This window comes from Pedobacter riviphilus (genome assembly GCF_014692875.1).
GTDB classification, from domain to species: domain Bacteria; phylum Bacteroidota; class Bacteroidia; order Sphingobacteriales; family Sphingobacteriaceae; genus Pedobacter; species Pedobacter riviphilus.
This window is the reverse complement of record NZ_CP061171.1, coordinates 1,972,560-1,992,939: the sequence shown is the minus strand read 5'-3', so window position 1 is coordinate 1,992,939 and position 20,380 is coordinate 1,972,560. Positions and strand designations below refer to the sequence as shown.

The 20,380-nt window shown below is 37.1% G+C and carries 15 protein-coding genes and 1 tRNA gene; 12 read left to right on the top strand and 4 right to left on the bottom strand.

The window, feature by feature from the left end; all coding sequences use genetic code 11:
* The first annotated feature begins 10 nt into the window (after positions 1 to 10).
* The gene (locus H9N25_RS08165; protein WP_190328545.1) at positions 11 to 1,174 is read left to right on the top strand and encodes an alpha-hydroxy acid oxidase; all 1,164 of its coding nucleotides are present in this window, start codon (positions 11 to 13) and stop codon (positions 1,172 to 1,174) included.
* A gap of 291 nt (positions 1,175 to 1,465) precedes the next feature.
* On the opposite strand, the gene H9N25_RS08160 is transcribed toward H9N25_RS08165, so the two are convergent.
* A complete protein-coding gene (locus tag H9N25_RS08160; protein WP_190328544.1) occupies positions 1,466 to 2,617 on the bottom strand; it encodes an aldose epimerase family protein in 1,152 nt (383 codons plus the stop codon).
* A 191-nt stretch (positions 2,618 to 2,808) separates the two neighbouring features.
* On the opposite strand from H9N25_RS08160, the gene H9N25_RS08155 reads away from it, so the two are divergent.
* The 6 genes from H9N25_RS08155 (at position 2,809) to H9N25_RS08130 (ending at position 7,862) form a co-directional block, all read left to right on the top strand.
* Entirely contained in the window at positions 2,809 to 3,480 is a 672-nt protein-coding gene (locus H9N25_RS08155; protein WP_190328543.1) for an HAD family hydrolase, read from the top strand.
* Between the two features lies 1 nt (position 3,481).
* On the top strand, positions 3,482 to 4,180 hold the full coding sequence (locus tag H9N25_RS08150) for an NUDIX hydrolase (protein WP_167294220.1): 699 nt from the start codon (positions 3,482 to 3,484) through the stop codon (positions 4,178 to 4,180).
* A 180-nt stretch (positions 4,181 to 4,360) separates the two neighbouring features.
* Positions 4,361 to 4,433 (top strand) — tRNA-Lys (locus H9N25_RS08145).
* A gap of 771 nt (positions 4,434 to 5,204) precedes the next feature.
* Positions 5,205 to 5,789, top strand: a complete 585-nt coding sequence (locus tag H9N25_RS08140; RefSeq protein WP_190328542.1) for a hypothetical protein — start codon at positions 5,205 to 5,207, stop codon at positions 5,787 to 5,789.
* An 11-nt stretch (positions 5,790 to 5,800) separates the two neighbouring features.
* A complete protein-coding gene (locus tag H9N25_RS08135; protein ID WP_167294205.1) occupies positions 5,801 to 6,562 on the top strand; it encodes a leucine-rich repeat domain-containing protein in 762 nt (253 codons plus the stop codon).
* A gap of 1,111 nt (positions 6,563 to 7,673) precedes the next feature.
* Positions 7,674 to 7,862: a hypothetical protein gene (locus H9N25_RS08130; RefSeq protein WP_190328541.1), complete on the top strand. Its 189-nt coding sequence runs from the start codon at positions 7,674 to 7,676 to the stop codon at positions 7,860 to 7,862.
* Here the strand turns inward: H9N25_RS08130 and H9N25_RS08125 are convergent.
* Entirely contained in the window at positions 7,854 to 8,489 is a 636-nt protein-coding gene (locus H9N25_RS08125) for a response regulator (RefSeq protein ID WP_167294203.1), read from the bottom strand. The two genes, H9N25_RS08130 and H9N25_RS08125, sit on opposite strands and share 9 nt — an antisense overlap.
* Positions 8,476 to 10,521, bottom strand: coding sequence for a tetratricopeptide repeat-containing sensor histidine kinase (locus H9N25_RS08120; protein ID WP_190328540.1), 2,046 nt, complete (start codon positions 10,519 to 10,521; stop codon positions 8,476 to 8,478). The genes H9N25_RS08125 and H9N25_RS08120 overlap by 14 nt, the downstream gene beginning before the upstream one ends.
* Positions 10,522 to 10,700: 179 nt before the next feature.
* Here H9N25_RS08120 and H9N25_RS08115 point away from each other — a divergent pair, with 179 nt between their 5' ends.
* Positions 10,701 to 11,111 carry a hypothetical protein gene (locus H9N25_RS08115; RefSeq protein WP_190328539.1) on the top strand — a complete coding sequence of 137 codons (411 nt, stop codon included), beginning with the start codon at positions 10,701 to 10,703 and terminating at the stop codon, positions 11,109 to 11,111.
* Between the two features lie 233 nt (positions 11,112 to 11,344).
* Here the strand turns inward: H9N25_RS08115 and H9N25_RS08110 are convergent, their stop codons facing one another.
* Entirely contained in the window at positions 11,345 to 13,474 is a 2,130-nt protein-coding gene (locus H9N25_RS08110; RefSeq protein WP_223833663.1) for a GH92 family glycosyl hydrolase, read from the bottom strand.
* 456 nt (positions 13,475 to 13,930) lie between these two features.
* On the opposite strand from H9N25_RS08110, the gene H9N25_RS08105 reads away from it, so the two are divergent.
* From H9N25_RS08105 to H9N25_RS08090, 4 genes are all read left to right on the top strand, one after another.
* Positions 13,931 to 16,099 carry a glycoside hydrolase family 95 protein gene (locus H9N25_RS08105; protein ID WP_190328538.1) on the top strand — a complete coding sequence of 723 codons (2,169 nt, stop codon included), beginning with the start codon at positions 13,931 to 13,933 and terminating at the stop codon, positions 16,097 to 16,099.
* A gap of 223 nt (positions 16,100 to 16,322) precedes the next feature.
* Complete coding sequence (locus H9N25_RS08100; protein WP_190328537.1) at positions 16,323 to 16,928, top strand: hypothetical protein; 606 nt, start codon at positions 16,323 to 16,325, stop codon at positions 16,926 to 16,928.
* 12 nt (positions 16,929 to 16,940) lie between these two features.
* Positions 16,941 to 17,699 (top strand): leucine-rich repeat domain-containing protein, encoded by a 759-nt coding sequence (locus H9N25_RS08095; protein WP_167294197.1) that lies wholly within the window; start codon positions 16,941 to 16,943, stop codon positions 17,697 to 17,699.
* Between the two features lie 243 nt (positions 17,700 to 17,942).
* A complete protein-coding gene (locus tag H9N25_RS08090) occupies positions 17,943 to 20,318 on the top strand; it encodes an outer membrane beta-barrel protein (protein WP_223833759.1) in 2,376 nt (791 codons plus the stop codon).
* Positions 20,319 to 20,380: the final 62 nt, after the last annotated feature.

Here is a 20,380-nt window from a genome sequence, read left to right as displayed (position 1 = left end):
TAATTAAATAATGAGCAAAAAAATTACGTTTCCTTATCACCCTCAATATCCTTCAGTAGCTGACCTTAGACGTAAAGCAAAAAACAGGATACCGAAATTTGCATTCGATTATTTAGAAGGTGGCTGTAACGAAGGGCTTAACCTTGCCCGTAACGAAACAGATTTCGATGATATATACTTAAAACCAAATTATTTACGTGTAGGTGGAGATATTGATATGTCGGTTGAGCTTTTTGGCCGTAAATACAGTGCGCCTTTTGGCGTATCCCCTATTGGTTTACAGGGTTTAATGTGGCCCAATGCACCTGAGATTCTGGCCAGGGCTGCAGCCAAACACGATATTCCCTATACGCTGAGTACGGTATCTACCAGCAGTATCGAGCGCATTGCAGAAGTTTCTGAAGGAAAAGCCTGGTTTCAGCTTTATCACCCTACTGAAAATAAACTGAGGGATGATATTTTATCGCGATTAAAAGCGGTTGAGTGCCCGGTTTTGGTTGTGCTGGTAGATGTTCCTGCCTTCGGGTTAAGATATAAAGAAATTAAAAGTGGCCTTTCTATACCACCCAAAATGTCGGTAAACAATATTTTACAGGCGTTTGCAAGGCCATTATGGGGCATTAAAACACTTCAGCATGGCATCCCTTCTTTTGCTACGTTAAAGCCATATATGGAAAAAGGAATGGATATGTCGCAGCTGGGGCAGTTTATGAATAGAACGTTTACAGGGAAAGTTGACATAGAAAAGGTTTCAGCCATCCGCGAAATCTGGAAAGGACCATTGGTATTAAAGGGCATTGCTACAGATGAAGATATGCAGGCAGCTATAAAGATCGGTGTTGATGGGGTTATTGTTTCGAATCATGGCGGACGACAAATCGATGCGGGTGAATCATCGATCAACTCTTTAATTAAACTTGCCGGAAATGAAGCCTATAAATCTAAACTTAAAATCATGTTAGATGGAGGGATCCGTTCGGGCGTTGATTTAGCCAGGGCACATGCGGTAGGCTCTGAATTCAACTTTATGGGCCGCCCGTTTATGTATGGCGTTGGTGCATTGGGTAATGAAGGCGGAGATCATACCATTAATATGTTTAAAGCGCATTTATATCAGATTATGCAACAGCTCACCATCGAAAAAATTTCGCAATTCCCTGAAAGGTTATTGTAATTATAAGTTAAGCTGGTGTGCTTAAAAATCAAAAAAGAGGTTGTGTTATTAATATAGAATTGTCATCCTGAGCCTGTCGAAGGACCTTTATCTACTGGTTGGTGTCGCACCAACCAGCTTCTATTACCTATATTAGCTATCTGAATACCATTATATAACATGATGTACATTAGCCCTACTCACAGGATAAGTGCTTCGGTCGGTGTCACACCGACCAATAGGTAAAAAAAAGACCTCGCAGGTTTCTAAAATCTGCGAGGTCTTTCATACACTTACGGTTAACCAATTAACTTATTTTGAGAACTTATAAGTTGTACTCGTTTTATAAGTTTCGCCCGGTTTAAGTACGGTTGAAGCAAAATTCGGGTGGTTTGGTGCATCAGGGAAGTGTTGCGTTTCTAAACAGAAAGCCGAACGGTGTGGATACGATTTACCCCCTTTACCATCTTTATCAACACCCGTTAAGAAATTACCGCTATAAAACTGCAAGCCAGGCTCGGTGGTAATAACCGATAAGATAATACCCGTTTTAGCACTTTTTACCACAGCCACCGGTGTTTTACCATCGTGATGGGTTAAGGCAAAATTATGGTCGTAACCTTTACCAAATTTCAGTTGCTCATCGTTATCGCCAATTTGTTTGCCTATTAATTTGGCTTTGTTAAAATCGAAAGCAGTACCTGCAACAGGTTGCAATTTACCTGTCGGAATCAGGGTCGAATCAACTGGTGTATAAGCATTCGCATCAATGGTTAGCTCGTGGTCTAAAATGGTGCTATCACCTTCGCCGTTTAGGTTAAAATAAGCGTGGTTGGTTAAGTTTACAATGGTGCTTTTATCAGTAGTTGCTACGTAATCAATTTGCAGCGCATTGTCGTCGGTTAAAGTATAAGTTACCTTCACATCCAGTTTACCCGGATAACCCGCTTCGCCATCTTTAGAAACGTAGCTCAATTCAAGCTTAGTACTATCCAGTTGTTTCGCATTCCACACTTTGCCGAAAAAGCCATCGGTACCGCCGTGTAAGGTGTTTACCCCATCGTTAAGCTGTAACTGGTATTCTTTTCCGTCTAAAGTAAATTTACCTTTGCCAATACGGTTTCCGTAGCGGCCAATTAAGGCCCCAAAAAACGGCTCGCCTTTTTTACGGTAAGCACCCACGCTATCGTAACCCAATACCACATCTGTTAATTTATTGTCTTTATCGGGAACCAGTAGCGAAACCACCCTACCGCCGTAATTGCTAATCGATACCGAAGCACCTTGTTTGTTTTTCAACGTGTAAAGTTTAACGGCTTTACCATCAATGGTGCTGCTGTATTTTAACGAATCGGTTTTTACGTTTGCCTGTGTTTCCTTATCAGATTTAGGATTACATGAAGTAAAAGAAATGGCTAAACATAGTGTAGCGAAGGGCAAAGCCTTAAAGAATATTTTTTTCATGGATTAAAAATTTGTGAAAGCGGATCTACAATTGCGCACAAAATTAGACTCGGCTCCATATTAATTTATTTTTGGTTAAGGCTAAAGTAGGAAAAATTTATTAACGTTAAAGTAACGATTATACTTATTATTTTTCATAATATAGAAGAGGATTCCCAACAGTAAAAAAAATCACATAATTTAGCAGCTATATGTATGATTTGAATTTTAAGCCTAAAGCTTTTCTTTTCGATTTGAACGGCACTATGATTAATGATATGGAATACCATACTTTGGCCTGGTATAGTATTATGACGGAAGACTTAGGTGCCAGACTCGATTACGAAAGCGTAAAAAAAGAAATGTATGGAAAGAACCACGAAGTTTTAGAACGTGTTTTCGGGAAAGGTAAATTTAATGCTGAAGAAATAGAACGCCTTTCTATCGATAAAGAAAAGCGTTATCAACAAGGTTATATGCCGCACCTGGCTTTGATTGATGGATTAGACCGATTTTTAGAACGTACGAAAGAGGCCAACATCCCAATGGCGATCGGATCTGCAGCAATACCTTTTAATATAGATTTTGTAATAGATGGCTTGAATATCCGTCATTATCTGGATGCCATAATTAGTGCAGATGATGTAAAAACAAGCAAACCAGATCCAGAAACTTTTTTAAAGGCAGCGAAAGCATTGAATATTACACCAGCAGAATGCCTGGTTTTCGAAGATGCGCCGAAAGGTGTAGAATCTGCCTTAAATGCAGGTATGCCCTGTATAGTATTAACCACCACACATACAATCGAAGAGTTTGAAGGTTATCCGAATATCTTAGGTTATATTACAGATTATAACGATGCTAAACTAAATACGCTATTTTAATATGGGAAAATATTTAAATCAAAAACCTGTTCTTGTTGCAATAGACTGCATTATTTTTGGTTATGACGGCGACCAGCTAAAACTTTTGGTGATAAAAAGAGCAATAGAACCGGTAAAAGATCAATGGAGTTTGATGGGTGGTTTTATTGGTGAGCAAGAAGATCTTGACGGTGCCGCTAAAAGGATTTTACTGGAATTAACCGGTTTACACGATGTATATCTGGAACAGTTGCATGCATATGGCCACCCAGATCGCGACCCTATTGAACGAACAGTTTCAGTAGTTTATTTTGCACTGATAGACATCAATAAATACCATAAACAGATAAACGACCAATATCATGCTGAGTGGTTCAAACTTAAAGAAGTTCCAGAACTAATTTTCGACCACGATGTGATGGTTAAGGCAGCGATGGATAAAATTCGCTATCAGGCTGCCTTACATCCTATTTTGTTTGAGCTATTGCCCAAGCGGTTTACCATACCACAACTTCAGGCCTTGTACGAACAGGTTTACGATTCGCCAATTGATAACCGAAATTTTATCCGTAAGATTACAGCCAGTGGATTATTAATCAAACAGGCTGATAAGGATAAATCAAGCTCGCGTCGTGGTGCTTTTTATTTTAAACTGGATAAAAATAAGCACAAAGCACAATTCCAATCATTTTTAAACTTTATCCCTAAAGCCAGTAAGTAATGTGGATTGTTGATGGGATAAAATAAATTTTAAGGTTAATTTTGATTGTAGAAAATTTAAAATCAAGTAGTTAGAGTGGCTATTTTTAACCTCAGAAAAAAACATCAAAAACATTTTTAAAAAATGTTTGCAAGGAAAGGATAAATCCCTATATTTGCACCTCCTTAAACAAAAGGAAATGATTCCGTAGCTCAGCTGGTAGAGCATTACACTTTTAATGTAGTGGTCCTGGGTTCGAATCCCAGCGGGATCACAAGAAACCTCACAGAAATGTGAGGTTTTTTTGTTTTTATCATAGCAAAACAGCCAGTTTCGGCAAATTTTCATCCTATTTCTGGTCATATCATGTCAACCCTTTCGGGAACCTATGCAGGCAATGTAAATTTGTTTAAATAGGTTCCCGAATTTTTGAAAGATTGCTCGTGCAGAGTGGATTTTGAAAGAATCAGATATATTTTTCCGCAAAACTGCAGAAAAAGAATTTGATAACTGATCCCTGAAATCCCCACGCAAGTCATCAATTCTAAATTTAAGAAGAGTTTTTACGACTATATCAATTCGCTTAGGATAGATGAATGTGTAAAAATAATTGCTGATGGAAAAAATCAAAACTATATGTACACACTTGTAAAATCGATTTATTTCATTTATTATCAGTTAGTTAAAATACAAATCCACTTTAACTAACTCATTATTACAAACCAATAAGAGGTGCCACGAAGCCTCGTGGGGCGATTATCATTTCTAAGTGTTCCACCTTTGCTATTAAAACTCTGAAATTTTAGATCGATAATCATGAAAACAAGACTTTTTTTATTTTCCGCGCTAATCTCTACAATGATATTGACCTTCGTATCCCGCAAAAAAGATAAGGCAGAGGTCCTCACTAAGGTTTATCCAAAAACTATAAGTATTGAATATAAGTGCAGAGTAGCTTCAGGAACCCCTAGCGGCTTATATTTTTAAATACCTGCATAACAGCACATTTACATATTGCAACTATCTAATATATAATCCCTAAAATATGAATACACGATCTATAGGTTTGGTAACCATATTGATCCCGCTAGTTTTCCAGCTACAGGCGCAAAAGACACCTAAAGTAACTAGCCCGAACACCCCCTTTAACAAAGTAGAAGCTGAAGCCATGATCGGCAAAGACGGTACCTGCACCATTAAGGGCTTTGTATCTAAAAAAAGTAACTACATGGTCAACCTGGTAGAGCTATATCCCTGCACTGATTATTTCCTCGAATTTCTCGAACTCAAAAAGAAAGACAAAAAGGGTAAGAAAGCGATATACCTCTCAGACGAAGCCTTTAGCTACCGGATATTGACTATGATCGGTGCAGATGGCAGCTTTGAATTCAAAGGGCTGAATCCGGGCAAGTATTATCTGCAAACAAGGGTCGTACAAACCAAGGTAGGTAATGGTGAAAAGCAAGTAGGTACTGAAACTACGACCACCTACAATGGTCTTGGGATACAGGTGGGACAAGGCAGTCGGGCCATCATGGAAAAAACCCGCTACCTGTACCAGACCGACGAGAACCTTGCGAAAATTGTAGAGATCGGTACCAATGGGCAGGTTATTAATCTTACACTCTAAAATTACCAGACATGACCACAAAAATAATGGCAGGCTGTGCCTTATTCATGGCTTTATCGATAAGAACCATCGCACAGATTGTACGTATACCTGACGCGAATTTCAAAAGAAGTATTATTGAGCAAGGTGTTGATACCAATGGAGACGGAGAAATCCAGGTAGAAGAAGCCAGAAAGGTGACTGTATTGTATACTACCAAATCCGATATAGTTTCACTGGAAGGCATCAAAAGCTTTATCAACCTGGTGGATTTTGGCTTTCACGAAAACAAAGTGAAAACGGTAGACGTTTCGGGTATGAAAAAACTCAAATTTATATATGGTTTTGACAACCAGTTGGAAACCATTCTGACAAAAGGCTGCGATAGCCTGGTGAATATCAGTTGCCACAAGAACAAGCTCAGGAGTATCGATGTTTCTCACCTGAAAAAATTAGTCATTTTAAGCCTGGGGTGGAATCTGCTTACCCGGTTGGATGTAAGTAATCATACCTCACTACTGCAATTGGAGGTGAATGATAATTCACTCCAGGAAATAAAATTCAACAATTGCCCTGAAATGCTCGATATCTGGATGTCTAGGAATCAAATAGCACATCCTATCGACCTTAGAGCAATGCCCAGGCTGAAATTCTTCAGAGCTTATTCCAATCCCATCCCTGCGCTGGATATCCGGGGCCTTGCCAATCTTGAAACCTGCAGGTGCTATGATTCGAATATCAAAACGCTCAACTTAAGTGGCACGGTAAAACTAAATGACCTGAGTTGGTATTAATAAAAATAGTACAGATTAAAATAATTCTTCTCTTTTGGCATTAGGTGCAGATACCGGCGGGATCACAAGAAACCTCACATTTTTGTGAGTTTTTTTGTCTAAAAGGAGATTCACTGCGCTAAAATCCAGAACTGCCGTTTGCTGTCACTTTATCCAGGCTGCTCTGACACAGCTGTACACCAACCTTACCAGAAGATAACTTTCTCTTTACCTTTTTTTAGCTATTGTTAACCGCTAGAGTTAAAGCGAAGCAAATCTTTAACTAACCTGATCTGCAACGATACCCTAACTCTATTAATGCAGGTGTGAAGCATGTATATAGCAAGCCATAAGCAGACCTGGCCGGAAGGTGGCTTAAACGTGGAGTAAATGCGGCGTAAAGGTGGATTTTGGATTATTTATTTTGGAACTTTTAATCAAGATGGATGGATTTGGGGTATCGTCCTTTTTTTGATTATCCCAATATACTAAAATGATATTAAAACAACGGAAAAAAGCTTCGGAAATCGGCAAGGATATCAGAAATGCCGATTACGTAGTAGTCATTACAGCTGTTTAAATTCATAACTAATACTTATTTGATCGATAGGCAATAACCTGTTCACCCAATTTTAAGATATAACAATTTTATTTAGCTTATCTTTAACAGACTCATCTAAAATAAATTTAACCGATAGAGTAGTCATTTTATGCATATTTATCGCTTCCGTTTTAATAACAGTAAAAAAACCTCAATATTATTGTTTTGGTTTTTTACAACATTACTAACCATTCCATTAGCAGGCATAACAATCGTTTTACTACCAGATTCGCACCCGCTTTTCCCAGCCTGGCTATTGCTGATCTTATTACCATTAACGTTAATGGCGATTTACAATCTGTTTAAATTGGCACCCCGAAGAAGGTCGGCGGAAATTATTTCATTAAGTAACGAGGGCTTTTCCAGTTCTTGTTTCGGTTCTGTGTTATTTTCTGAAATCAACTGCATTTGGGTTCCTGTAAGAGAAATAGGGTTGTTGGGAGGGCTACCGCTCGACTATTACAATAAAACAGATGTGGATACTCCCTACCTAGAATTTTCGATCACCACTTGTGATGGAAAAAAGTTAAAATGGATATTGAACGAATGGGCGGGCTTTATAACTCAAAAGAAGAGTTTTTAATTTTCTTCAACTTCCTCACGGCGCTAACCGATAAGCTGTACCAACTTTATCATGCTAACAAACCATTTAGCTCCTATCTAAAAATTTTTGATGAAAAAGGTTTCTGGGAAAAGTCACGATTGGATATTTTAAAGTAAGCCTTCCTGGGTAGCAATCCGCATTAAGTCGGCAACATTTTTGGCTTTCATTTTTTGTAATAGATTTTTCCTGTGGTTTTCTACAGTAAACTTGCTCAGAAACAATAGTTCTGCTATACCATTTGTGTTTAAACCAGTAGCAATTAGTTTTAGAATTTCTTTTTCACGTACTGTTAAATTAGCAATGCCTTGATTATCATCTGAAAGCGGTTTGGAAATAATTTCACTTATCGCCTTGCTAAAGGCAATATGTCCGTTTAATGCCATGTTGATGCAGTTTACAATTTCATCAATAGGTGCGTCTTTAAGGATATATCCATTGGCGCCGTTGGCTAACATTTTCATTATAGCACTTCTTTCCTGATGGTTGCTAAAGGCCAAAACCACGGTATCAGGCGCGATGGTTTTTATTTCTTTGCATATATCTATTCCGCTAATATCAGGGAGTATAATATCCAATAAAACAATTTTTACAGGCCTTAGCTTTAAAGCGGAAATAAACTCCTGCCCACTCGTAAAACCACCAACAATTTCGAAAGTGGATGTTTTATGCAGCAATTTAATCAAGCCTTCTATTATGATTGGGTGATCGTCTACTATGGCTACGGTGGTTTTAGGCTGTAACATACAATTCTATATTAATGGAGGTACCAGATTTATTTTCTTGCGACAAAATTTCAATTTTTCCTTTTAAGTATTCTACACGGCTTTTTATATTTCGAACGCCTATCCCCTTAACGATATCGATATGACTTGTATCAAAACCTTTCCCATCATCTTCAATGGTTATAAAAAATATGTTTTTGTTTTGAGAACATTGCAGCAATAGGTTCTTAGCATTGGAATGTTTTGCAGCATTGGCCATTGCTTCCTGCACAATCCGATAAATATTGATTTGTTCGCGTGATTTTAAATTATTACCTATACCGAGGCACTGAAATTCTACCTTTAATTTATCTGAAGCTATTGATTCGCATAAATCTCTTAACGATGCTTCTAGTCCCAATCTAATCAACATTTCGGGCATCATGTTATGCGCTACACGCCTAAGCTCCTTCATCGTGTTTTCCAGGTGAACAACAACATTTTGAAGGTCTGAATCGTTATTGTTACTTTCATTAATATAATGTGCCAGATTCATTTTTGAAACCGCAAGCATACCTCCAACCCCATCATGCAAATCTCTGGCTACTCTATTTTGTTCATCTTCTTTAGCATTTAACATTACTTCTACCAATTGAATATGCTGCTGGCTATAAATATCTTTTAAATCTTGTTGATGGTTTAAGTCTTTCTGTATGGCCAGTTTTTTACTGTTGCGAAAAAAGAACCAACCTACAATAGCCAGAATTAACAAAAACAGACTGATTAAAGCCAAGAGCCAGTTTGCTAATCTACTGTTTCTTGTGATGAGCTTTGTCTTTTCGTTTTCAGCGTTGAGGTTCATGATGGTTTTTTCGTTTTCAGCTGTCTTGAATTTTATTTCAAGGGCGTTGATCTTTCGCAAAACCTCTTGTTTATTTAAACTATCATTTAAAACACTATACTTTTTAAGCCACACATAAGCAGTATTGCGGTCCCCCATTTTATCATATACTTCTGAGAGATCATAAAAACAGGCTAAGATATTTGTTGGTGATTTTGAACTGTTTTTCCGAACGATATCCTCAATCAGCGCAGCAGCTTGCTGATAACGGCCATACGCGATGAGTGTTTTGTATTTTTGTATATTCAGGACTTCTATTTGGTACTCGTCGTTTATTTTAACCGCAATTTTAAGCCCGGTATTTGCGCTTTGGAGTGATTTATCATAGGCTTTATTTTCTCTATAAAATATGCATTCAGCCAGATAATATTCAGTATGACTTAAACTATCATTACATTTCGGCATTAAATTTTTAGCTTTTTCTAAAGTTCTTTTGGCTTCCGTTATTTTGTTGTTATACAAATAGTTTTCTGTTGTTCCGATGTAAGCATCATATAAGTGAACAACATCCCACAGCTCTATTTTTTCGAAAGTAGCAATAGCCAATAGAAAATATTTTTCTGCCTTATCATACTGTTTTTGATTCATGAATACAGATGCCAGATCTTCATAGTACTTGGCTAAAAATTCGTTTACTCCTGCTTTTTTTATTAAGGGGATGCATTTATTTAACAGGATTTCTGCCATAAGAAGCTCATCGCCTTTTTGTTGCTGTAAATTAGCGTAATTCCCCCAGCCTTTTGCTCTTAAAAAATATGCTTCGTCAGTATTAAATTTCGATAACTGTTTATCAGCTTCAATATAATTAAGTTCACTTTTTGTTGCATCGACAGGATAATAATAAGCGCCCAGATAATGGTAATAAACGGCTTTTACATAGGGATATTTAGCTCCGTACTTAAAACCTGTAACTAAATACTTTTTAGCAACTGTACGGTTTATGTCGCGCCAATAGAAACCTAGTTTAAAGAAAACACGAGCCCTCAAACTATCAGATTTTGTATGTTTTGCAAGATTCACTAAACTATCGGAGAAGCGCTTGCTGCTTGGGGGTAACTGCTTTTTTAATACCTGGGTAATACTGTCTGCATAATTTTGCTTATTTGAAGAGCTTTGTGCATAAACCTTAGAAAAAAAGAACAAAAAACAAACGATGCATATTTTTATTTTCATACTGAATGACCAACCGGATTGCCGCAATATTTAAGATAAAATCTTACATATAAAAATAAATATAAAAAATAGCTGAAAACAGCTAGTTGGAAATTGACTTTTTTCAGTCATTGCTGCTGCCCTTTTGCGCCTGTAGCTTTGAGTAATTAATATTTCACCTATAAAAATTTATTTACTCAATGAAAAAATTATTTAAAACCCAGTTAACAAGTGCGTTTACATTCTTATTTGTTGTTACTTTATTGGCTTCTTGCAAAAAAAAGGATGATGCACCGTCAAATGGCAAGTTCCCCCTGACAAATTTCACTGCTAAAATTACCCAACAGGAAAATCTTCCTTCGCAATCGGCAGTTTTAATTGACTTTGACGTTAAGAACATTTCGGGTACTGATTATACAGTTGAAAAATATGCACTTAATCCTGTTAAACTCAAACTGACCGTAGTAGCAACTGATGGATCTAGTTATGATGAAAATAGTTATGTAGCCGATGTTCAGGCTGGTAAAACATTCTCTGCAAAGTTAGCAGTCGATTACTCTGTAGGCAAAACAGTAGATTTAACTAAAAGTAAAATCGAATTGCTTTATTAATTCATACTCAGTTATTGTTTGATCAAAATTTTAGTAGGTGCTTAATAAACGATAAATAAGTACCGTTGTAAAGTTAATCGCTGCTCAATCACCTGTGTCTAAACCTGAATATTCATTTAAGATATATTCAGGTTTTTTTTATGAATAACTGATTACCACGCTCACTATTTCACCATTGCGGGATTAACATTGCTTAATATTTGGTCATTGTTAATCCTATTTGGTGCCAATTTCTACCTTACCGCCATTTTTAAACAGGTCGTGGGAGATGAAGTACCCGCTATTTGCTTTCCCATTAACTTTAATGTTGCTAATGGCTCTCCCCTACCAGGTTTGGTTATCGTTAACAATTTGCCCGTACTGGTTTTCCACTTAATTTCATCAAAAAGTGGAGCGGTAATCAAATATTCCGGATCAGTTGCAGAGAATGGATACAGGCCTAAAGAACTGAATACATACCAGGCAGACATCTCGCCGGCATCATCCATTCCCGAAAGTGCCAGGCCATCGCTCCCTATACCATACAGTTCGTTTAAGATTTTATCGATTATTTTTTGCGATTTTTCTGGTTTCCCAATAAAAGTATAAGAGAAAGGTGCTTCGTGATCTGGCTGGTTACCCTGGCAGTATTGACCAATCATGGTTTCTACATTCCTTGCAATATATTTCGGATTCCAGGGTAAAGTAAACAAAGAATCTAGCTTGGATTCGAACCCTTTTGCACCGCCATATAGTTCGATTAAACCTTTCATATCATGAGGAACATAAAACGATACCTGCCATGCATTGGCTTCTCTGTACATGTATTCGTAGTAAGGATATTGTGGATTAAAAGGTTTGATCCAGTCGCCATTTTCTAACCTGCCCCTCATAAACCGTGTGCCCGGGTCAAACATGTTTTTATAATTTTTTGATCGGGCCATCAGGATGTGATAATTACTGCTATCGCCTAGTTTTTTAGCAATTTGAGCCAGCGAATAATCATCATAGGCATACTCCAGCGTTTTAGAAACACCTGCCTTGGCCTTGGTTTCTACATGAGGGTTTTTAACATCAGGATCTGAAATATAGCCCTTCTCGATGTACTCTTTCACAAATGGACGGGCACCACCATCCACATTGGCATTACGCAACAAAATCTGGTAAGTACCTTTGATATCGAAATCATCTATTCCCCTCAAATAAGCGCCCGCAATTGATGATGCGCCATGGTCGCCATGAAAAAACGTAGGAATAAAACCCGTTTTATCGCCAACATCTTTCATTGATTTAATTACATCAAGGGTTACTTTAGGCGTAATCAGCCCTAATAGTACATCTTTATTGCGATAGGTATCCCAAAGTGATGGTTCAGTATAATAATTGAAATTTCCTTTTACCACATTGCGCTTTGCATCTTTAAATTCACCATTAATATCACTCCTTAGCACTGGCCATAAAAAAGATCTGTACAAGCAAGAATACAACATCTGTTTTTGTTTCTCAGTTCCTCCCTTAACCTGAATGTTAGACAAAAGCGCCTCCCATTTTTCAGTAGCCTCATGCCGAACCTGCATAAAAGTTTTATTGCCGATTTCTTTTGCCAGATTTTCTTTAGCATTGGCTACACTTACAAAAGATAAGCCGATCTTAAGTTCTACAGGTCCGTTGCTTCCATTGGCAAGGTGAACAATGGCATAACCCGAGCGTTTACCTACATCAGTCTGATCAAGCCTTTCGATCTTGCCATTTACAGTTGCATAGAAGTAAATATTCTCCCCTCCTTGAAAACCTTGTATGGCCGAAGTACCAACTTGTTCGATATTCCAGGTGTTAACGCCACTGTTGGCTTTCCCCATACTAAACAGGATTTGCCTGTCGGTATTGCTTTTGTATGTATATTCATGAAAACCACATCTTAAGGTCGAGGTTAACCTAACATTTACCTGATAATCATCCAGATAAACCTGATAAAATCCAGGTGCCGCACTTTCTTTTTTGTGCGAAAACTTTGATCCAAATTTACCATTTGGGTTTGATAACGGTAAAATAGGTATATTACACAGGTTCCAATGCCCTTTATTGGTGTGTGCAAAACCATAAATGGTATCGTCTTCATACTCGTAGCCAGCGCCAGAGCCAAATTCCGTAATCGGACTTAATTGCACCATAGCATTAGGTAATGAGCTGCCTGGAAAAGTTAAACCTGCCCAAGATCGCCAACCCTGCGGTAATTCATATCCCAAAATTTTAGGATCAGTTAAAGGCGCAGTACCGATAAAAGTATTTACATATTGGGTTAATTTGGTTTGCGCCTGAGTTTGGTACAGACTCACGACGCCCAGAAGTAAGAAAATGGTTAAGGATTTGGTTAGCGGCTTCATTTAACATAAAACGTTTTAGTACGTCATACCAAATATATAAAATCTATCAAGTTCATCTATAAAATATCAGAATAGTTACTATTCACATATTCCACCATAAAAGTCGTTATTGCAATGACGACTTCATGAAGTCTTTCAAATGGCTTAAAAATCGACTATTAACCATGCCAGCTATTACGAAGAAAATTGAAACTCAAAATGCTGGGATCTGTAAATATGATAGAAAATCCAATGCTTAAATAGTTGAATAATTTGCCAAATATCGGGATACTTTATTGCCTGGCTTTTCATGCCTCCTATTCTATTTTATATATCTTTGGTTTACACACTAATCAAATAACCAACATGCTTCCAAATTACAGGCAAAATATTGTTTGCACCGTATTATCGTGTTTACTCCTCCTCTGCTTCGCAAACCACCTTTTAGCCCAAAACAAAGAAAATCATGCTTTCACAATGTGGGATAATAAACCTGCGCAAAAATGGATGACCGAGGCATATCCTATTGGCAATGGCCGCATTGGCGGGATGATTTTTGGCGGTGTTGATCAGGAACACATTCAGTTTAATGATAACACTTTGTGGACCGGCGATGAAAATGATCGTGGCATGTATCAGGCTTTTGGCGATCTCTTTATCGATTTCAACAATAAAGATCAGCAATTTATCAACTACAGCCGCAAATTGGATATTACCAGTGCGGTGCATACCATTAATTACACACAAAACGATACCCAGTTTAAACGTAAGTATTTTTGCAGTTTTCCGGATAAAGTGATGGTGCTTCGTTTTACCGCTAACCATAAAAAAGCTTATTCTGCCAGTATTAGTTTAAAAGATGCACATCAGGGTACAATAATAGCGAGCGGAAATACCATACAGCTTACTGGTAAACTATCAAATGGCATGACTTATCAGGCTACTGCTATCATTAAAGTAGAAAATGGGAAGCTTGAGGCAGTTAAAGATGGTGACAAGGAAAAATTAAAAATAACCAATGCAGATGCGGTTACCCTTATTTTTACTGCGGCTACCAATTACGTTAATAAACGTGAGCAAAACTGGAAGGGCGAAGAACCTGCACCTAAAATTGAACGCATTTTAAATGCGGTTAAGGCCAAAAGTTACGATAAACTGTTAAATGCACACATTAGCGATTATAAACAGCTGTTTAACCGCTTAAGCTTAAACCTGGGCACCAGCGATGCGAATAACCAGAATCTGCCTACCCATCAAAGGTTAATCAATTATAAAAAGCTGGCCGATCCGGCACTCGAAGCTTTAATTTTTCAATATGGCAGATATCTGTTAATCAGCTCATCAAGGGCAGGTGGTTTACCTGCCAATTTACAAGGCCTTTGGAATGAAAGTAATACCCCACCCTGGGGTAGCGATTACCACTCCAACATCAATATCCAGATGAATTATTGGCTGGCCGAGCCGACCAATCTTTCTGAGTGTCAGATTCCGTACCTGGATTATATTAATAGCATGAGAGAAGTGAGTGCTATAGCCACCCGCAAGCAATATCCCAATACAAGAGGTTGGACGGTAAAAACAGAAAACAATATTTTTGGCGGCATGAGCTTTCTATGGAATACCCCTGGAAGTGCCTGGTATGCACAGGCGCTCTGGGAGCATTATGCCTTTACAAAAGACAAAAATTATCTAAAGAATTTCGCTTACCCGATTATTAAAGAAATCGCTGAATTTTGGGACGATCATTTAAAAAGAAGACCTGATGGAACATTGGTATCGCCGTTGGGCTGGTCGCCAGAACACGGACCAACTGAAGATGGGGTAACATACGATCAACAAATTGTGTTTGATCTGTTTACCAACTATATTGAAGCTGCTGAAGTTTTAGGTATCGATGCTGATTACAAAAAACATATTACAGATCTTAAAGCGCACTTACTGAAGCCTAAAATCGGAAAGTGGGGCCAGCTGCAGGAATGGGAAACCGATCGCGATGATCCCACCGACCAACACAGGCACATTTCACATCTCTTTGGTTTGCATCCCGGAAGAGAGATCAGTACCATTAAAACGCCAGAACTCGCAAAAGCTGCAAAGATAACTTTAACAGCACGTGGTGATGTATCGACTGGGTGGTCTATGGCCTGGAAAATTAATTTTTGGGCGAGATTGCAAGATGGCAATCATGCTTATAAAATATTACAGAATTTCATCACTCCTGTTGGTGGCTCAGGTACCGATTATAACAAAGGCGGTGGAATTTATACCAATCTGTTCTGCGCACACCCACCCTTTCAAATCGATGGTAACTTTGGTTATACTGCAGGTGTATCGGAAATGTTGTTACAAAGCCAAACAGGTGAGTTACAACTCCTGCCGGCCATACCCGATAAGTGGGCGACGGGAAGTATTCAAGGTTTAAGAGCTCGTGGTAATTTCGAAATTACAGATCTGCAATGGAAGGATGGTAAAATTGTAAAGCTCTCCATTAAATCCTTATCTGGCGAAAACTGCATCATAAGAAGTCCAAATGCACTAAAAGCAAATTTAAATGGAGTTACAAATGACAAAGCCGAAAATGATTTTAAATACAGTTTTAAGACACAAATAGGGAAAATATATTATTTTGAAGGCTTGAATAAATAACTTACTGAGTAGAACTAAAAATAAATATTAAATTACTCTCAACTAAAAGCTCAATCCTACAATCATTAGATCTGTAGCATTTTCCTTTGGATTTTAGTTCAAAAATAGATAGCTTTAAATATCAGAATATCCAATAATTACACAGCAGACACTATACAAAAGGTTTGTTGTACCAGATTTTATCAACACGTTAAACAATGTAAAACTTGAAGAAAAAAAAATCATGAACAAAGGGATACTAAGGGTATTATCGGTTAAATTGTTACTTGTATTGTATGCACATGTAGTTTATGCACAGAAAGCCCCCGAATGGGTTCTTCCAAGTACTCCTTTTAACGAATTGGAAACGGCCAAATTGATGGAAAAAGGAACAGCTACCATACAAGGAACAGCTACACTGAAAAAAAAGGGAAAAGATAACTTTGGTGTTAAAGGAAGCCAGATTTTATTGTTTCCAGTAACGCCTTATCTTACTGAATTCCTGGAACTGAAGAAAAAATTCAATAGCCGAAAAAAACAGGCAACGATGAGCCCTTTGGCTTTTAGTTACCGGGTAGAAGGTAGATTTCTGGATGATAAGGGAACCTTTGAATTTACCAACTTAAAAGCTGGAAAGTATTATGTAATTAGCTGGATTGCATTTGGTAGGCAGAAAACGGTTGCTGTTCAGACTGGAACAAGCACCTCTTATAATGTTTATGGATATGCTTTAGGTTCATCGCCAATTTACGAAGATTACCATTATGACGTATTTATTGAAAACGAAATCAGCGGATTTGTTGATGTTAAGGAAGCTGGTGCAGTAGTGAATGTAGTGGTGAGTAATTAAAATCAGAAAACAATGAAGAAAAGATATTTCTATCTGTACATCATCATTCAGATGACCGTATCGTTTGGTGCTTTTGCTCAGTCCATAAAAATACCAGATCCTAATTTTAAAAAGCAACTGATTATTCAGGGTATAGACCTTAACGGAGATGGAGAAATTCAACTTTCTGAAGCACAAAAACCGACCAAATTAAGTGTAGATCAGGCAGGCATAAGTTCGTTAATTGGTATTAAGAATTTCACAAACCTAAAAGAGTTGAGTTTTTGGAATAACCAGGTAAAAGTACTGGATCTAGAGGGAATGAAAAATTTGGAAGAGATTTTTGGATACAACAATCAGATTCAGAGCATTAACCTGAAGGGCATGACAAATCTCAGAACTTTACATGTTCATCAAAACAAAATCAGTGCTTTAGATTTAACGGGTTTACAAAAACTTGAAGAGATAAAAATGCATAATAACGCACTTAATAAAATCAATATTTCGAATCTCCCAAAGCTTGAACATATTGAATTTCAGAAAAATATGTTGACCGAATTTAACGTGACAGGATGCCCTGCCGTGAAGCTGATCAGGTTAGATGAAAATCAATTGTTGAAATTAGATTTTAGAAAATTTTCAGAGCTCGAAGAATTATCGCTTAGGGATAATCCGCTTGTAGCTATTGATGTGTATGGCTTAAGGAAACTTAAATCCTTAGACTGCTCTTATACCCGTTTAACAAATGTTAACATGAGTGGAACCGTAAGTTTAAGCAAAATGGAGTGGTAATCGCTCTTTGACTCTTGGCTAAAAATAGCTGTTTCTGGTCATTGTTAATGTTAACTACTTGATTTAAATTAGACTGCTTTTTGAATTGATCAAAAAATATTCTCATTTTAAAATGGGATGCAACCATTTTATTTATGGAGCGTCTACTTAAAAACCAATAAAATTCAAGTAAAAATGAAATCTGGAATTAACTGTTACCTCTTGTTTGTCAATCAATGTACGAAATTATTCGTACTTTTTTTGATGTTATTCATATTGCCTTTTTTAAGCGTAAAAGCACAAGTGAAGGTGAAATTTAATGGTATGGTAAAAGATATGGCTACTCAGAAACCCATCCCCTATGCTACCGTTAATTTACTTAAAAATGATGTGGCTAAATCTATTGTATTTAGTTCTCACTCAGATGATAATGGGCGGTTTACTATCAATGCTGATACAGGTACCTATATACTTTCGATTGTTTTTTTTGGTTATACATCACTAACCAATAACTGTAAGCTTTATCATGGTATGCCTGCAGATACAAAGTTATTTCTGATGAAGCCTTCCATTAACCAGCTTGAACAAATTAATATTACAGGTCAAAAAGCTTTAATTAGCCAGGATAAAGACAAACTTGTTTATAATGTAGATCAAGATCCATCTGCTAAAAGTGAAAACTTAACCGATATTTTCAGAAAGATCCCAATGTTGAGTGTAGATGGTGAAGGTAATATACAGTTGAATGGCCAGGCTAATTATAAAGTATTACTCAACGGACGCGAAACAGCCATGTTTGCGCTTAACGTCAAAGATGCACTCCGAGGCTTTCCAGGAGCTGTAGTTTCAAAAATTGAGGTTATTACCGCACCCTCAGCCAAATATGATGCTGAAGGTATTGGAGGTTTAATCAATATTATTACAAAAAAAGCTGTTTTAGGTTATAATGGCTATTTAAGTGCTTATTATTCAAATATCAACTACCAAAGCAGTAGCAATTTTAGTGTCCAATCTGGCAAATTTGCCATGACAGGAACCTATTTCTTAAGTGGAAATTACAATAATAAGTCGCAGATAACAAGTGAAACCACGCCATTACAACCAACTGCTTACCAAAAAAGATTTTTAGAGGGAGCGCGCATTACCAACCGTTTTTCAAATAACGGCCTTTTAGAAACAAGTTACAGTATAGATAGTTTGCAAACTATAGTAGCCTATGCAAACATTGGCGGAGGAAATAATAAAAGTAGACTCGACCAAAATATTACCACTACGTTTGCAAGTACAGCTATACAGTATGACTTATTTGATCAAAATATCAGGAATAACTTTCCTTCTTTTGGTATTGGAAGCGATTTTATTAAAAAATTTAAAGGAAGTCTGGATAAAGAGCTAAGTTTTAGGTTTAATGGTCAGTTTAGTAAAAATGATGGCTTAAACAATAGTTTGATGAATACCGCTAGTTCTGACCTGTTCAGGCAGAATGAAAGCAATTCAAAAAATAGAGAATACACTGTCCAAACCGATTTCATCCAACCATTTACCAAATCAATGAAACTGGAAACCGGAGTTAAATTTGTTTTTCGAAATGCAAAAGCCAACTATTTAAGCTTAAGCAAAACAGATGAAAATCTACCGTTTGAACCTGACTATTTTAACTCAGACAACTTTGCTTATAAACAACAAGTGTACAGTGGTTATGGTTCTTTGTCATTTACACTCAAAAAGTTAAATTTCCGTACAGGCATACGTTTAGAAAATACCAGCGTAAATGGCAATTTCTTTAGTTCAGATACCGAGGTAAGGCAAAATTACACTGCATTGATCCCTGATTTTTCAGCAAATACCAAATTGGGCAAAAATTACACAGTTGTATTAAGCTATACGAAACGTTTGCAGCGCCCTTATATCAATACCTTAAATCCTTTTGTAAACAATAATGACCCCTTGAATATTTCTTATGGCAACCCTGATTTAAGTGCGCAGACTATCCATACACTATCATTCCAAAACCGTCTACTTAAAGGGGCTAATTTTATCACATTCGGTTTAAGCACATCTTATTCAGGAAATATGATTATACAATATACTACTTTCAATGAGCTTAACGGAGTAAGTACAACACAATATGGTAACGTTGGAAAAAATAGGGAAGCAAGTGCCCTACTCACGCTATCTACCTCTTTAAGAAAAATTAGTGGAGGTATAAATTCAACACTCCGTTATAATAAAATTGAAAATACCATTATTTCAAGCCAACAGGAACAGGGTTTTAGCTGGCAAATTGCCTTGTATTTCAATTATAAAGTGGTAAAATCGTTCTCTATCAGTGGTAATGGTGGTATTGATAAACCAGCATATAGCCTGATCAATACCTTTAATACTTTTCCTTTTTATCAGATCAACTTCGGGTATAAATTCTTCAACGAAAAACTAAGTGCAACAATCAATTTTAACAAGTTTTTTAACAAGTGGAGAACAAACAGGTCGTTTACTGAGGATGCCAATTTTAAGATTCAATCAACAACTACCTCCCCATTTAGGGTAACTTATGTTGGTTTCACTTATAATTTTGGGAAGTTAAAAGAAAACCTGTCGAAAAAAAGAGGAGTAAATAACGATGATTTAATCAACAATTAATAAAACAAGCAGCAATAAAGATAAGCTTAGATATTAATAATTCAATCACTCACTTTGTAAAA

Bases quoted from the DNA above. Each gene is read 5' to 3' on its own strand.
- H9N25_RS08165 (WP_190328545.1), top strand. From the start codon at position 11: ATGAGCAAAAAAATTACGTTTCCTTATCACCCTCAATATCCTTCAGTA.
- H9N25_RS08160 (WP_190328544.1), bottom strand. From the start codon at position 2,617: ATGAAAAAAATATTCTTTAAGGCTTTGCCCTTCGCTACACTATGTTTA.
- H9N25_RS08155 (WP_190328543.1), top strand. From the start codon at position 2,809: ATGTATGATTTGAATTTTAAGCCTAAAGCTTTTCTTTTCGATTTGAAC.
- H9N25_RS08150 (WP_167294220.1), top strand. From the start codon at position 3,482: ATGGGAAAATATTTAAATCAAAAACCTGTTCTTGTTGCAATAGACTGC.
- H9N25_RS08140 (WP_190328542.1), top strand. From the start codon at position 5,205: ATGAATACACGATCTATAGGTTTGGTAACCATATTGATCCCGCTAGTT.
- H9N25_RS08135 (WP_167294205.1), top strand. From the start codon at position 5,801: ATGACCACAAAAATAATGGCAGGCTGTGCCTTATTCATGGCTTTATCG.
- H9N25_RS08130 (WP_190328541.1), top strand. From the start codon at position 7,674: ATGGATATTGAACGAATGGGCGGGCTTTATAACTCAAAAGAAGAGTTT.
- H9N25_RS08125 (WP_167294203.1), bottom strand. From the start codon at position 8,489: ATGTTACAGCCTAAAACCACCGTAGCCATAGTAGACGATCACCCAATC.
- H9N25_RS08120 (WP_190328540.1), bottom strand. From the start codon at position 10,521: ATGAAAATAAAAATATGCATCGTTTGTTTTTTGTTCTTTTTTTCTAAG.
- H9N25_RS08115 (WP_190328539.1), top strand. From the start codon at position 10,701: ATGAAAAAATTATTTAAAACCCAGTTAACAAGTGCGTTTACATTCTTA.
- H9N25_RS08110 (WP_223833663.1), bottom strand. From the start codon at position 13,474: ATGAAGCCGCTAACCAAATCCTTAACCATTTTCTTACTTCTGGGCGTC.
- H9N25_RS08105 (WP_190328538.1), top strand. From the start codon at position 13,931: ATGTGGGATAATAAACCTGCGCAAAAATGGATGACCGAGGCATATCCT.
- H9N25_RS08100 (WP_190328537.1), top strand. From the start codon at position 16,323: ATGAACAAAGGGATACTAAGGGTATTATCGGTTAAATTGTTACTTGTA.
- H9N25_RS08095 (WP_167294197.1), top strand. From the start codon at position 16,941: ATGAAGAAAAGATATTTCTATCTGTACATCATCATTCAGATGACCGTA.
- H9N25_RS08090 (WP_223833759.1), top strand. From the start codon at position 17,943: ATGTTATTCATATTGCCTTTTTTAAGCGTAAAAGCACAAGTGAAGGTG.